At 71.1% G+C, this 14,081-nt stretch carries 10 protein-coding genes; 4 read left to right on the forward strand and 6 right to left on the reverse strand.

Annotation, left to right across the window (positions count from 1 at the left end; all coding sequences use genetic code 11):
* Nucleotides 1-14 precede the first annotated feature (14 nt).
* Complete coding sequence (locus IEZ04_RS02160) at nucleotides 15-290, reverse strand: hypothetical protein (RefSeq protein WP_189214857.1); 276 nt, start codon at nucleotides 288-290, stop codon at nucleotides 15-17.
* Entirely contained in the window at nucleotides 277-1,854 is a 1,578-nt protein-coding gene (locus tag IEZ04_RS02165; RefSeq protein ID WP_189214858.1) for a PspC domain-containing protein, read from the reverse strand. Before IEZ04_RS02165 ends, IEZ04_RS02160 begins: the two co-directional genes overlap by 14 nt.
* 130 nt (nucleotides 1,855-1,984) lie before the next feature.
* Here IEZ04_RS02165 and IEZ04_RS02170 point away from each other — a divergent pair, with 130 nt between their 5' ends.
* Together IEZ04_RS02170 and IEZ04_RS02175 are read left to right on the forward strand one after the other, a co-directional pair.
* On the forward strand, nucleotides 1,985-3,310 hold the full coding sequence (locus IEZ04_RS02170; RefSeq protein ID WP_189214859.1) for an ATP-binding protein: 1,326 nt from the start codon (nucleotides 1,985-1,987) through the stop codon (nucleotides 3,308-3,310).
* A 158-nt stretch (nucleotides 3,311-3,468) separates the two neighbouring features.
* On the forward strand, nucleotides 3,469-4,215 hold the full coding sequence (locus tag IEZ04_RS02175) for a LuxR C-terminal-related transcriptional regulator (RefSeq protein WP_189215361.1): 747 nt from the start codon (nucleotides 3,469-3,471) through the stop codon (nucleotides 4,213-4,215).
* Between the two features lie 31 nt (nucleotides 4,216-4,246).
* On the opposite strand, the gene IEZ04_RS02180 is transcribed toward IEZ04_RS02175, so the two are convergent.
* Complete coding sequence (locus tag IEZ04_RS02180; RefSeq protein WP_189214860.1) at nucleotides 4,247-5,410, reverse strand: C40 family peptidase; 1,164 nt, start codon at nucleotides 5,408-5,410, stop codon at nucleotides 4,247-4,249.
* A gap of 436 nt (nucleotides 5,411-5,846) precedes the next feature.
* On the opposite strand from IEZ04_RS02180, the gene IEZ04_RS02185 reads away from it, so the two are divergent.
* Nucleotides 5,847-6,200, forward strand: coding sequence for a hypothetical protein (locus tag IEZ04_RS02185; RefSeq protein WP_189214861.1), 354 nt, complete (start codon nucleotides 5,847-5,849; stop codon nucleotides 6,198-6,200).
* An 87-nt stretch (nucleotides 6,201-6,287) separates the two neighbouring features.
* On the opposite strand, the gene IEZ04_RS02190 is transcribed toward IEZ04_RS02185, so the two are convergent.
* On the reverse strand, nucleotides 6,288-7,523 hold the full coding sequence (locus tag IEZ04_RS02190; RefSeq protein ID WP_189214862.1) for a C40 family peptidase: 1,236 nt from the start codon (nucleotides 7,521-7,523) through the stop codon (nucleotides 6,288-6,290).
* A gap of 587 nt (nucleotides 7,524-8,110) precedes the next feature.
* Here IEZ04_RS02190 and pcrA point away from each other — a divergent pair.
* On the forward strand, nucleotides 8,111-10,585 hold the full coding sequence (pcrA, locus tag IEZ04_RS02195) for a DNA helicase PcrA (RefSeq protein ID WP_189214863.1): 2,475 nt from the start codon (nucleotides 8,111-8,113) through the stop codon (nucleotides 10,583-10,585).
* Between the two features lie 156 nt (nucleotides 10,586-10,741).
* Here the strand turns inward: pcrA and IEZ04_RS02200 are convergent, their stop codons facing one another.
* On the reverse strand, nucleotides 10,742-12,442 hold the full coding sequence (locus IEZ04_RS02200; RefSeq protein ID WP_189214864.1) for a M23 family metallopeptidase: 1,701 nt from the start codon (nucleotides 12,440-12,442) through the stop codon (nucleotides 10,742-10,744).
* A gap of 231 nt (nucleotides 12,443-12,673) precedes the next feature.
* Complete coding sequence (locus tag IEZ04_RS02205; RefSeq protein ID WP_189214865.1) at nucleotides 12,674-13,585, reverse strand: lipase family alpha/beta hydrolase; 912 nt, start codon at nucleotides 13,583-13,585, stop codon at nucleotides 12,674-12,676.
* Between the last annotated feature and the right edge of the window lie 496 nt (nucleotides 13,586-14,081).

Here is a 14,081-nt window from a genome sequence, read left to right on the forward strand (position 1 = left end):
TGTTCGGCTGGATCTCACCGGGGCCGGTCCGTTGCCGATGCCTCGGCGTGCGCCGCCCGGTCGGTCCGCGTGTGCTTCGTGCACCGTGGGCGCGGCGTCCGACGGCGGCGTATCGCATGGGCCAGGAACGCGGTGGCGCCGGCGAGACACAGCCCCGCGGTGACCATGGGGACGGCCACGAACCAGGGGATCTCCCAGGCACCGCCCGCGTCGCCGACGTAGGCGACGGCGGTGAGGCAGAGGAACAGGCCCGCGACGAGCTTGCCGGGCTGGACGTCATGGCGCAGCACGAGTGACCTCCGCCTGTCCCACCCCGACCTCGAGGGCGATGTCCAGCGTGCCGTCGGCCCCCGGGTCGCTCCGGGTGCCGCTCGGGGGTGCGAGCGTCAGCTCCTTCTTCTTGCCCGGTGCCACGTCCACGTCCTCCGCGCCGTCTCCCGGCAACTGGATGTCACCGACGCCCACCTCGATGGTCAGATGCACGGTGACATCCGCGGGTACCACCAGCTTCACCTTGCCGACGCCCACCTCCGCACCGGTCGTCAGCGTTCGGTCGCTCGGCACGTCCAGCCGCGTCAGGTCCAGGGTGCCCATCCCTGTGCTCAGGTCGTATCTCGACTTCACGTCCGCGGGTGTGGTGGGCGCCCACGTGGTTCGTATCCAGTGCGGGCTGAAGTGCGCCGGCAGCGCCGCCGAGCCGACCAGCAGTCCCGCCGTCACCACCGCGAGGAAGATCGACCCCGCGCCTGTGCGTCCGAGGAACGCGCTGACCGCGATGCCCAGTCCGAATACGGCGAGCGCGCAGGCCAGACCGGTCTGCAGTCCGGTGCCCAGCGCCTGGTCGTCCCAGGACAGACTGGTTCCGAGGCCGCCGGCGAGCAGAGCGAGCAGGAACGTCCAGCCGCCGATCCGGCGCGGCCCCCGAGGCCTCTGCTCCGGGACGGCGCGCGGGTCACGCCGGGGCACCGTGCCGCGGGCGATGTTGGTCGCCGCCGCGACATCGCGTTCCCGGGACGTGTTCGGCCCCCACAGGTAGCCCGTGCCGCCCACGTGTCGCCCGTCCTTGACGATCGGGTCCCGCCACCAGGACGGGTAGGACACCGGGACGGGAGGAGCCTGCGCCTCCGGAGGGGCGTCGGCCACGGCCTGCGCGGCCAGCGGGTCGGGATCGGGGGTGCCGCGCTGCCGCGACCAGTAGCCCGCGCCCGCCAGGAGCAGGGAGAGAACCACGGCGAAACTCAGCACCCCGCCGTTCCTCAGCATGGTGAGGAACACCCCGCAGCCGACGAGGGAGAACAGCACGGCCGCCAGGCCCGGACCGTCGACGCGGCCGGTCAGCAGCTTCCGTATCTCGTTCTCCTCCTCGTCGTCGTACGGCGCGAACAGCCAGACGAAGCCGTAGAAGATGAGGCCGATGCCGCCGGTCAGAGAGAGCACCGCGAGCACGATCCGGAAGACGACCGGGTCCATGTCGCACTGCCGTCCCAGTCCGGAGCACACTCCGGCCAGCATCTTGAACCGCCGGTCCCGCCGGAACCCGGCATGGGGCGAGGAGGAGCCCTCGACCGTCCCGCCGGAGGCGCCCGCCGCCGATCGATCCGCGGGTGCGCCCGGATCCGCCTGCGTGCTCGTGCTCGTCCGTGCGCCTGTGCTCGTCCGTGTGCCCGTGTCCGTCTGTGCGTCCGTCCCTGCCCGCGCGTCCGTTCCCGCCTGCGCGTGTGTGCTCCCGTGCGCGCGCGGCTTCTCCCCCTCGGCCGGCGAAGGCGTGGCGCCCTGCGGCCCGGTGGCCGCCCGCCGGGCGCCCGGGCCCGAGCCGGGACCCGACTGCCCTGCCGCGTGCTGCTGATCTGTCATGTTTCCATCGTGGCGGCACGCACCGCCCGGCGGCAGCCGGGATGACCCTGGCCCGACCCTGATATTGGCCCGGGGAAGTGTTCGACCACGGCCCCGACGAAGATCAGGGGAGTCTCGGGGGCCGACCCTGATGCCCCCGTCCGCCAGGCGTGTGACCATCGATGGCATGCCGGAAGCCGTAGCCACGCCAGTCGACAGCCCGCGGCCCCCGCGCAAGCTGTACCGCAGCAGCGACGGACGCTGGCTCGGAGGCGTGGCGCGAGGGCTCGCGGGGCACCTGGGGCTTCCCGTGGTGTGGCTGCGCCTCGTCTTCGTCGGGCTGTTCCTCGCGGACGGTCTCGGCGCGTTGCTGTACGCGGCGTTCTGGTTCTTCGTGCCGCTCGGCGTGGGAGGCGTAGCCAGTCAGCGTCCTTCGGCCTTCACCACCGAGACATTGCCGGACGGCCGCCGCAGACTCGTGGCCCGCAAGCCGGACCAGGGCCAGATGGTCGCCCTGCTCCTCATGGTCGTCGTGGCCATGGTTTTCGTCGGCAAAGTGGACGTCGCCGACGGAGCCAAGGCGTATCTGTGGCCGACCGTGCTCGTCGCCGCCGGCGTCGCCCTGGTCTGGCGTCAGGCCGACAACGCCCGCCGGGCCCGCTGGGTCGAGGCGGGCCGCCGCCGGCGGACGCTCACGCTGCTCCGCACCGTCGGCGGTGTCCTCCTCGTCACCGCCGGCGTCTCCGGGATGTTTGTGCTGCAGGGTTCCGCCGCCCACCTCGGCTCGGTCCTGCAGGCGGCGCTCGCCGTCCTCGTCGGCATAGCGCTGCTCGCCGGCCCCTACGTGATCCGCATGACCCAGGACCTCTCGGAGGAGCGCCTCATGCGCATCCGCGCCCAGGAGCGGGCCGAGGTCGCCGCCCATGTCCACGACTCGGTGCTGCACACGCTGACACTGATACAGCGCAACGCCGAGAACGCGGGCGAGGTACGCCGCCTCGCCCGGGCCCAGGAGCGCGACCTGCGCAACTGGCTGTACAAGCCCGAGGGAACCGGGAAGGACGAGAGCGACGAGCCCGACACCCTCGCCAAGGCCGTGAGGCGCAACGCGGCCGAGGTGGAGGACAAGCACGGTGTCCCCATCGAGGTCGTGGTCGTAGGGGACTGCCCCCTCGACGAACGTCTGGGCGCACAGATGCAAGCGGCGCGCGAGGCGATGGTCAACGCGGCCAAGTACGGTGGCGAGGGCGGTGCCGTACAGGTCTTCGCGGAAGTCGAGGGCAGAATGGTCTTCGTGTCGGTCCGTGACCGCGGACCCGGCTTCGACCTGGACGCGATACCCGCCGACCGCATGGGCGTCAGGGAATCGATCATCGGCCGCATGGAGCGCAACGGGGGTACGGCACGGCTCCGCGCCGTACCCGACGGCGGCACGGAGGTCGAGCTGGAGATGGAGAGGGCGGAGACGACGTCATGAGCGACGTGAACGGGGAGAGCGTGCCGACCGCACCGGACGGGGCGGGTACGTCAGGCGGGACGGGCACGCCGGACGGGGCGGTCGCGGCGGGCGGTACGGGCACGGGCAGCGGTGCGGGCATCGGCCCGGCCGGCGAGGGCGCGGAGAGGGCCGGGCGGATGTCCGAGCAGGCCGGGCAGCAGGCCGGGCAGACCGGGCCGCCCGCTGCCGGCGAGCCCTCGACGACGGGGTTGACCGCAGCCGGGCGGCGTGTGCGTGTCGTGCTGGTCGACGATCACCGGATGTTCCGTACCGGCGTGCAGGCGGAGATCGGTCAGACGGACCGTACGGGCGTCGAGGTGGTCGGGGAGGCGGCCGACGTCGACCAGGCCGTCTCGGTGATCACCGCTGTCCGTCCCGAGGTGGTGCTCCTCGACGTGCACCTTCCCGGCGGCGGTGGGGTGGAGGTGCTGCGGCGCTGCGCGACGCTGATGGCCGACCCCGAGCAGCCCGTCCGTTTCCTCGCCCTGTCCGTCTCGGACGCCGCCGAGGACGTCATCGGCGTCATCCGGGGCGGCGCCCGGGGGTATGTCACCAAGACGATCACCGGATCCGACCTCGTGGACTCGATCTTCCGCGTCCAGGAGGGCGACGCGGTGTTCTCGCCGAGGCTCGCCGGCTTCGTCCTCGACGCCTTCGCCTCGACGGACGCTCCGCCCGTCGACGAGGACCTGGACCGCCTGACCCAGCGCGAACGCGAGGTCCTGCGGCTCATCGCCCGCGGTTACGCCTACAAGGAGATCGCCAGGCAGCTGTACATCTCCGTCAAGACGGTCGAGTCGCATGTCTCGGCGGTCCTGCGGAAACTGCAGCTGTCCAACCGGCACGAGCTGACACGGTGGGCCACGGCGAGGCGTCTGGTGTGAGGACGGCGACGGCTCAAGGGGCCCGGTGGTCTCACACCACCCGCGCTGCTCCCGCGAACGGCATCTCGTCGATCGGGGCGACGCGTACCGGCGCCGACGGGTGCGGTGCGTGGATCATCCGGCCGCTGCCCACGTAGATGCCGACGTGGCTGACGCCGGAGTAGAAGAACACCAGGTCGCCCGGCAGCAGCCGGGACCGCGGGACCCGCCGGCCCACGTCGATCTGCGCGTACGTCGTCCTGGGCAGGGAGACGCCTGCCCAGCGGTACGCGGCCTGGACGAGCCCGGAGCAGTCGAAGGCGTCGGGCCCGGTCGCACCCCACACGTACGGGCTGCCCAGCTTGCTGTACGCGTACGTGATCGCGGCCGCCGCGCGGGAGTCGGGCGCCCGCGCGGCGGAGGACGCCGCCGAGACGGGCCCCAGGTTGCGTGGCGAGGAGGAGGCCGAGGAGGGCAACAGGGGTTCTGATCCGTTCGTTGTTCCGTTCGACGTTTCGTCCGGTGTTCCGTCCGGTGTCCCGTTCGTTCCGGCTCGTTGGGTTCGTCGGCTCGGTCGGGTCCGTTGGGACAGCGGTGAGTCCGCCGAGCTCGCCAGCAGCCGTCGTGCCGCGCCGAGCTTTTCGGTGATCGTTTCTTTGCTCCGCCGCAGTTCCGCCTGCTGGGAACGGAGGGTGGCGAGTTCGGTGTGTGCGGCGTCCCGTACCTGTTCGAGCTCGCGCAGGGCCTTCCGTACGCCGGTCACGTCGGCTGCCTGTCGTGCGCCCAGCCGCTCGGCGAGCGCCGTGCCCGCCAGGTACCGGTCCGGGTCGTCGGACAGCGCGAGCTGCCATGCGGGATCAAGACCACCGCCGCGGTACTGGGCAGTCGCCAGCGACCCGAGCTTCTCCTGCGTGGCGTCGAGGAGTTCGGTGCGGCGTGCCGCCTCGTCCCGCAGGTCGTCCAGCCGCCTCTGCGCGGTGTCGGCCCTCTCCTTGGCGCCGTTGTACGTCTCGGTGGCGGCCTCCGCCTCCCGGTACAGCTCCGCCACCCTGGTCTTCGCCTGCTCCGGCGTGAGCTCCGGGTCGGCGTGCCCCGTACCGCCGAAACCGGTCGCGGTCGCCGCGCCCGCCAGGGCGAGGGTGGCGGCGGTGCGGATCGTGGTGTCGCTGAGTGGCTGCTTCGGTGAATGCTTCCTGGGTCTGCGGTGGGCTGCCAACCTGGACGTCGTGTCCTTCCGTGCGACCGACCGCCGTACGGAGCCGTCGGCTCCGTGTCCGGCGACGACTCGCACAGGGGAAGCGGGCCGCCGCCGGACCTCCTCGGCGGTGGTGTCCGACCGGCCGCCCCTGGCCCGGGCGGCGGTGAGGAGCCGGTCACCTGCTGAAGGACGCTAAACCTGACGGTGACGGCTCGGTAACGCCATGTTCGGAACTGACGCGCTTCGGCTGCGAACGACGTCGCATGACCGCATTCCCGTCCCGACGCCACCGACTTGTCGTAGTCGGCTGACCGAAGTGCCCGTTCCCAGCCGCTAGAGGGGCACGTGGTGGTATGGCCCGGAAACGGCCTTCCCGGGCGGCGGGCCGACCACCGGTCCACGTCGTGGGGCCCGAGTCGGGCGGCGGACAGGCCGAGGATTAGGCTCCGGCTCCATGGACGTACTCATCCATCTCTTCGTCGCCCTGCACATCATCGGCATCGCCGCTCTCCTCGGCGGGTTTCTCACCCAGATGAAGGCGATGGGCCAGGGCACGGCCCGCTTCGTTCCCGGAATGCTGCACGGCGCGCTGACGATGCTGGTCACCGGGGCCGTACTGGTCGGCCTCCACCAGGCCGAGGGACACAGCGTCAACAACATCAAGATCGGCGTGAAGCTGGCTGTGCTGGTCGTGGTGCTGGGGCTCGTGTACGTGAAGCGGGACGAGGAGAAGGTGGACAAGGGACTCTTCGGGCTCGTGGGGGCGCTCACGGCGGCGAACATCTTCATCGCGGTGCTCTGGACCTGAGCGGCCGAGCGGCGGGCCGGGCGGGCCGGGGCGGGCCCCGGATCGTTCCGGGACCCGGTCGCCGTCCGCCACGGGCGCGTTCCGGTCCTATGCCGGCCGCACCAGGCTGTGGATCGACGACTCCCCGTCGTAGAAGATCGACTCCTCGCGGACGTACGCCCCCGGCTTCGGCGCGTGGAGCATCATGCCGTTGCCGACGTAGATGCCGACGTGTGTGACGTCGTCGTAGAAGAAAACCAGGTCACCGGGGGCGATGTCGGCGAGGGAGACCGTCGTGCCCGCCTCGGCCTGGCCGTACGTCGTCCGTGGGAGGTCGACGCCGGCGGCCTTCCAGGCGGCCTGGGTGAGACCTGAGCAGTCGTAGGAGTCCGGGCCGGTCGCGCCCCAGACGTACGGCTTGCCCGCCTGGGCGCGGGCGAAGGCCAGAGCCTTGGCGGCCTTGGCGGCGTACGCGGAGCCGTCGACGGTGGCGGTGCCGCCGGCCGCGGCGCCCGGCACGGTCTCCTGCTCCTGCGACCGTTCCTGCGGTTGTTCCCGTGACTGCTCCTGTGACTGCTCCTGTGACTGCTCCTGCGAAGTGGTCGTTCCCGGCGCCGTCTCCTGTTCCGCCGCCGTCGCGGCGGCCTGCTGCCGCGCCAGCTCCGCCGCCTTGCGCTCGGCCTCCTCCCGCCTCTCCTTCTCGATCGCCGCCAGCCGTGCCTTCTCCTCGGCGGTCAGTTGCGACAACAGCTCCCGGGCCGCGGTGAGTTTCCCCTGCACCTCGGCCTTGACCGCCTTGAGCCTGGTCTGCGACTCGGTGAGCGTTTCGAGGCTCTCGGTGGCCTCCTCGCGCTTCTTCGCCGTCTCGGCCCGCTGGCCGATGTAGTCGTCGACCACGACCTGCTGGCGGGCGGTCAGGCGGTCCGCCAGCCGGCTCCGGTCGATGTAAGCCTGCGGGTCGTCGGCCAGCAGGAGTGTGGCCGTCTCCGGTGCCGCCGCGCCCGCGCGGTACTGGGCGGCCGCGAACGACCCCAGCTTCTCCCTCGCCTCGTCGAGCTGCTCCGTGCGCCGGGCGACGTCGTCGAGGAGGGTGTCGACACGCTTCTTCTGCCTGGTGGTCCTCTCCCTGACCGCGTTGTACCGCTCGGTGGCCGACTCGGCCTGGCGGTACAGGTCGTCGACCTTCCTCTCGACCTCTTCCAGGTTCGGCCTGTCGTCGGTCGTGGGCGCGGCGTTCGCCGTCTGGGAGAGCAGGGCCACGGAGGTCAGGGCCGCCGTCGCGAGTGCGGGGGTCCGAATGCCTGCGCGCGTCCGGGCGGGACGTGGCCTTCTGTGCGGCGCCATGGGGCGGCGGCTCCTTCCGTCGTCCGCCTACCGGGTTAGCGGTGGGGGCCCCTCCCAGGCCCTTCGGGCTCCGGGGGAGGGCTCGGGCGCGTGCGTCGGAAGGTGTGCCCCAAGGTCCGTGCCGTATACAGCGGTGTCGGCGCGATCGCGATGCCGACGGTCGGACCGATACCCCAAGGACGAGTGGGTCCCCGGCTCCGGCTCCCGTGCGGGCGTACCGGACTCGGCGGAGGCTGCCCGGCCCGGCGTCGTTCGCCGGTTCGGTCGAGCGACCGTCCAGCACGCTAGCCAACAAGTGTGGCTTCTGTGAAGGTTGAAGTGCGATATGCCCGATACATTTTCGTGACCCTGGCGACAGGGCGTGGAGGCCCGCCTGCGCGGCCTGGCCGAGTCGGTCATCGATCCTGATCGTCTTGATGTCCTCCACCGGCTGCCGACTACCGGCTGGGTTATGGGCCAGGCTGTCGGGCGGGCGGTGCCGAGGCCAGCCGGCAGGGGCGTACGGACAGCAGGAGGACGAATCTCACGGCCCCCAGTTTTCGGGGCGGCCTCTGCTTGTCGGTGGGTCCGCCTAGACTCGGAGAGCGATGAGCAGCCTCTTTGACGACAGCTTCCTGGCGGATCTCCAGGCCCCGCGGGCCCACGAGGAAGAGCCCCCGCCGCCGCCCGAGGACGATCACGTACCGGAGCCGGTTCCGGACGATCTGTTCGGCGGGAAGTTCGACGTGCCTCCGGACCGGGAGCCGTACTACCGCGACGGCGCCCCCCGGCCCGCCATCGACCCGGCCGCCCTGCTGGAGGGGCTGAACGAGAACCAGCGCGCGGCGGTCGTCCACGCCGGCTCCCCCCTGCTCATCGTGGCCGGCGCCGGTTCCGGCAAGACCCGCGTCCTCACGCACCGCATCGCGCACCTGCTGTCCGCGCGGGGCGCCCACCCCGGCGAGATCCTCGCCATCACGTTCACCAACAAGGCCGCGGGCGAGATGAAGGAGCGCGTCGAGCAGCTCGTCGGCCCGCGGGCGAGCGCGATGTGGGTGATGACCTTCCACAGCGCGTGCGTACGGATCCTGCGGCGGGAGAGCAAGAAGCTCGGCTTCACGTCCTCGTTCTCGATCTACGACGCCGCCGACAGCAAGCGGCTGATGGCCCTGGTCTGCCGTGACCTTGACCTCGACCCGAAGCGGTTCCCGCCCAAGTCCTTCAGCGCCAAGATCTCCAATCTGAAGAACGAGCTGATCGACGAGGAGGACTTCGCGGCCCAGGCGGCCGACGGCTTCGAGAAGACCCTCGCCCAGGCGTACGCGCTCTACCAGTCTCGGCTGCGCGAGGCCAACGCCCTCGACTTCGACGACCTGATCATGACGACGGTCAACCTGCTGCGCGCCTTCCCGGACGTCGCCGAGCACTACCGCCGCCGCTTCCGCCACGTCCTCGTGGATGAGTACCAGGACACGAACCACGCGCAGTACGCCCTGGTCAGGGAGCTGGTGGGCCCGGCGGACGGGACCCAGGAGGACGGTCGGGTCCAGGAGCCCGCCGAACTGTGCGTCGTGGGTGACGCCGACCAGTCGATCTACGCCTTCCGCGGTGCCACCATCCGCAACATCCTCCAGTTCGAGGAGGACTACCCGAACGCGACGACGATCCTGCTGGAGCAGAACTACCGCTCCACCCAGACGATCCTCTCCGCGGCCAACGCGGTCATCGAGCGCAACGAGTCCCGCCGCCCCAAGAACCTGTGGACCAACGCCGGCGCCGGCGCCCGGATCACCGGATACGTCGCCGACACCGAGCACGACGAGGCCCAGTTCGTCGCCGACGAGATCGACCGCCTGACGGACGCGGGCGAGGCCAAGGCCGGCGACGTGGCGGTCTTCTACCGGACGAACGCGCAGTCCCGTGTCTTCGAAGAGGTCTTCATCCGCGTCGGCCTGCCCTACAAGGTCGTCGGCGGCGTGCGCTTCTACGAGCGCAAGGAGGTCCGGGACGTCCTCGCCTACCTGCGCGTCCTGGCCAACCCCGAGGACTCGGTCCCGCTGCGCCGCATCCTGAACGTCCCCAAGCGCGGCATCGGTGACCGTGCCGAGGCGATGATCGACGCCCTCGCCCAGCGCGAGAAGATCAGCTTCCCGCAGGCGCTGCGGCGCGTGGACGAGGCGTACGGCATGGCGGCGCGCTCCACGAACGCCGTCAAGCGGTTCAACACGCTCATGGAGGAGCTGCGCACGATCGTCGAGTCCGGCGCGGGCCCGGCCACCGTCGTGGAGGCGATCCTCGAACGCACCGGTTACCTGGCCGAGCTGCAGGCGTCGACCGACCCGCAGGACGAGACCCGTATCGAGAACCTCCAGGAGCTCGCCGCCGTCGCCCTGGAGTTCGAGCAGGAGCGCGGTGAGGGCGATCAGGGCACCCTCGCGGACTTCCTGGAGCAGGTCGCGCTGGTCGCCGACTCCGACCAGATCCCGGACGAGGACGAGGACGGCTCGGGCGTCATCACGCTCATGACCCTGCACACGGCCAAGGGACTGGAGTTCCCGGTCGTCTTCCTCACCGGCATGGAGGACGGCGTCTTCCCGCACATGCGCGCCCTCGGCCAGACCAAGGAGCTGGAGGAGGAGCGGCGGCTCGCCTACGTGGGCATCACCCGCGCGCGCGAGCGGCTCTACCTCACCCGGTCGACCCTGCGCAGCGCCTGGGGCCAGCCCTCGTACAACCCGCCGTCCCGGTTCCTGGAGGAGATCCCGGCGGCGCACCTGGACTGGAAGCGTACGGGCGGAACAGGTCCCGCGGCCGCCGGACCGGTCTCGGGGATCGCGGCCTCCCTGTCGTCCTCCCGGTCCCGCTCGTCGGCGTCGGGCGCGTCCGGCTTCGCGACGCGCCGTGCCACCGAGAAACCCGTGGTGGCGCTGGCGGTCGGTGACCGGGTCACCCACGACCAGTTCGGCCTCGGCACCGTCGTCGGCGTCAAGGGCACGGGGGCGAACGCCGAGGCGACGATCGACTTCGGGGACACCAAGCCGAAGCGCCTGCTGCTGCGGTACGCGCCGGTGGAGAAGCTCTAGAGCGGCCGGGCCGGGACCGCTGCGTTGCGGCGACCAAGTGAAGTGGCAGCAGGAGGGGGGCCGGGCACCTGATGACCAGGTGCCCGGCCCCCTCCTGCTGCCGTGACTCGCTGTGAACGGTCCTGCTCAGGGCTTGCCCTGTTCAGGATGCGTGCGTCACGAGGGGTCGAGACCGTGGCTGCGGAACCAGGCCAGTGGATCTATCGCCGAACCGCCGGCCGGCCGCACCTCGAAGTGCAGGTGGGGGCCGGTCGAGTTGCCGGAGTTGCCCGAGTAAGCGATCACGTCGCCGGCCTTCACCGACGTTCCCGAGGCGACGTTGTAGGTGGAGAGGTGGCAGTACCACGTCTCCGTGCCGTCCTTGGCGGTCACTATGACCATGTTCCCGTACGCGCTGTTCCACTGCGTGCGGACGGTTCCGTCGGTCGCCGCCATGACCGGCGTGCCGTACGACACGGGGAAGTCGATGCCGGTGTGCATGGACATCCAGTTGATGCCGGACTGCCCGTAGTAAGCGCTGAGGCCGTGCTGCGCCACCGGCAGCGCGAACTTCGGGCGCAGCCGCTCCTTGCGCGCGGCCTCTTCCGCCGCCCTCCTTTTCTCCAGCGCCTGCTGGGCCTTGAGGTCGATGCGCTCCTGGGTGCGGCTCGCCCGGTCGGCGAAGTCGTCGGCCCCGGCGGAGAGGCTCGCCAGCTGGGTGTCGAGCTTGTTGTTGGCGGTCGAGGGCTGCACCGGGGCGGCGTCCGAGGCGGTGGTCGCCGTCTCCTGGCCGTCGTCACCGGTCACGCCCACGGAGGCGGCGGCGATTCCCGCCACGCCCATGACACAGGCCGACGGCACGGCGATGGTCAGCAAGGCGGAACGCTTCGCCGGAGCGGTACGCCGCGTGGGGCCGCGTCGGCGTGAACGGCCCGCCGCCGCCCGCGCCGCCGCCCGGCCGGTGCCGGGGAGCGCGGTCTCGTCGGTACCGGCCGACACGATCTCTTCCTCGTCCACCGGAAGGTCGGAGCAGTCGTCGATGTGCGCGTAGGCGTCGACGTGCGGACCGTAGCCGCCCGCACCGCCGAACTCGCCCTCCATGTCGGCCGACCGCTCGTGGTCGTGGTCGTAGGGGGCGACGTGTTCGAAGGCCGCGGTGGCCTGCTGGTCGACTGCGTCGGGGGAGGAGTGGTCGTGCCGGAGCGCTCCGCCGGTGGAGCCGGCGGGGTGCTCGTAGGTGCCGGAGGTGGGTGCGCCGTCGCCGTTCCACTGCGTCGCGTCGTACGCGCCCGTGTCGAAGAGCTGGGTGCCCGTCCACTGCTGCGTCTGGTCGTGCTGCCCCAGTTCGCCGGCCTGGCCCAGGTGGTCGGCCTGCAGCCAGCCCTGGGCATCCCACTGACCGCTCACTTCGGGACCCGGCGCCTGCGCCGGAATCTCGCCGAGGTGGTCGTAGCCGGTGTTCCACCCGGTGCTGTCGTAGGCGCCCGTGTCGTAACCGGCCTGGTGCGGGACGGCGTACGAGTCGTGGTCCAGCGTCTGGTGGCTGCCGGTCGACCACGGCGAGGCGTCGTACGAGCCCGTCGCGCCGTTCTCCTGCGTGGTGCCGTGGAGCGGGTCGGTCCCGTAGGCAGTGCCGGCTGAGGTGTCGAAGGAGCCGGTGTTGAAGGAACCGGTGTCGAACTGCCCGGTTTCGAACCCGCCCGGCGAGGTAACCGTGGGGTGTTGGCCGGTGTCAAAACCGGTGGCGTCGTAGCCGCCGTACGTGGTGAAGTCGCCGTACGGGGCTTCCTGGTGGCCGTACGACGCGTAGGGCGCCGAGGCCGCATCGGAAGCCGGGGCCGGGGATGTCCCTGTCCCCGACGCGTGACGGTCGTTCACCAACTTCTCTTTCGCCTCGACAACAGGGGCTGGCAGAGCAGTGCGGCGACTGTACCCGGCGGTATGCGGGCGCGACAATCTTCAACCGGTTTCGCGCCTCCAGGAAAGGGGCATTCGAGCGTCTTTCGGCGCTCTCCGTATACATCTTTGGCCTTGCGTTCGAGGCGTGTTCGATTAGCTGTGCCTGTGAGTTGGTCACCGGGGCGGTACCCGCCCGCCGGCGTGCGGTGGTCAGGCCACGGTGAGTCCGCCTGTGCCGGGTTCCGCCTTCCGGGCGGCCCCGCCGACCGGCGTGCCGGATGTCTGGTGGAGGTCGAGAGCCTGCCGTATGCCGGTGGCCACGGCGGGGTGCACAGGCAGGGCGAGATGTCCGATGCCGCTCACCCGGACGTTCTGCACCATCAGGTCGGGGTGGTCGATGGAAGCGGATTCCAGTGGATCCATCAGGTGATCGAGATCGCTCCAGAACGCCACGAAGTGCGTACGACAGCCGGGCGCCGACTGCCGCAGCTCCTCGAGCAGGGCGGAGCCCGGCCGCATCTGGCGAACGATCGGGTGCGCATTGGCCAAGGGCGCGACACGGGTGCCCGCGTGCGGGGTGCCGAGCGTGACGAGGGTGCGGACGCGGAGGTCGCCGCCGAGCCGCTGCACGTAGTACCGCGCTATCAGCCCGCCCAGGCTGTGCCCCACGATGTCGACCCGGTCGTGGCCCGTCCGCTCGCAGATGTCTGCTATGTGCCGGCCGAGCAGCTCGGCGGCGGTGCGGATGTCGCAGGTGAGGGGCGAGTAGTTGAGCGACTCGATCTGCCGGCGGCCGTGCTGTGCGAGCGAGCGGCGCAGCAGGACGAACACGGAGCGGTTGTCTATGAAGCCGTGGAGCAGGACGACCGGGGGCCTGGTCCCGGTCGGCAGCGGAGCGGCGTCCGCCGGCAGCGGCTCGGTGCCCGGCCTGCGCTCCTGGATGATCCCGGACGGGTACAGGAGCAGATGACCCGCGAGGATCGCGAACTCCAGTGCCGTCGCTTTCAGCAGGGCCATCGAGAGTCCCGCGAGTCTGCCGGGAAGCTGGGGGAGGCCGGGGAACCCGGGTAACCGGCCTTCGCAGAACGGCAGAAAGGGCAAGGCTGCCCGGGTGACCTTCATGGCCGACCTCCCGTCGGCACGCGGGAGGACTCCTCTGTCCCCCGTGTGCGCTCATGGTGAACCGTGTCGGAGGTGGGCGACGGTGCGAGTGCGGCGTACATGACGCGTGAGACGTCAGTGACGCGACGACGGCCCCTGTCCTCCTGGTGAGGCGGCGCCTCGCCGTCTTCACGGCTCTGGACGGCTCCGCCACCGGACGAACGTGGGTCCCCGCTTTCGTGCTCGTGCCATCGCCGAAGCGCCCCACCACTGTCGCCTCCCGCAGGCGGTGCGGTGGTGCGGCCACCTCGTGGCGGCTCTCCTTGCACACCCTCCGGTCGTGGCGCCCGCTCCACGGTTCCGTGCGGCAGGTATGCCGTCGATCCCCGCGACGCGTGTGCCGCGGGAACTCGGAACGGTGCGCGGCGAACGTGTCCCACGTGTGATTTCCCCCTCGCTCTCCGCCGCGAAACTGCCGGTTGCGGGATGCTGGCGATAACGTTCGTTCACTTCCCCG

Origin of the sequence: Streptomyces ruber, assembly GCF_014648075.1 — a bacterium.
GTDB classification, from domain to species: domain Bacteria; phylum Actinomycetota; class Actinomycetes; order Streptomycetales; family Streptomycetaceae; genus Streptomyces; species Streptomyces ruber.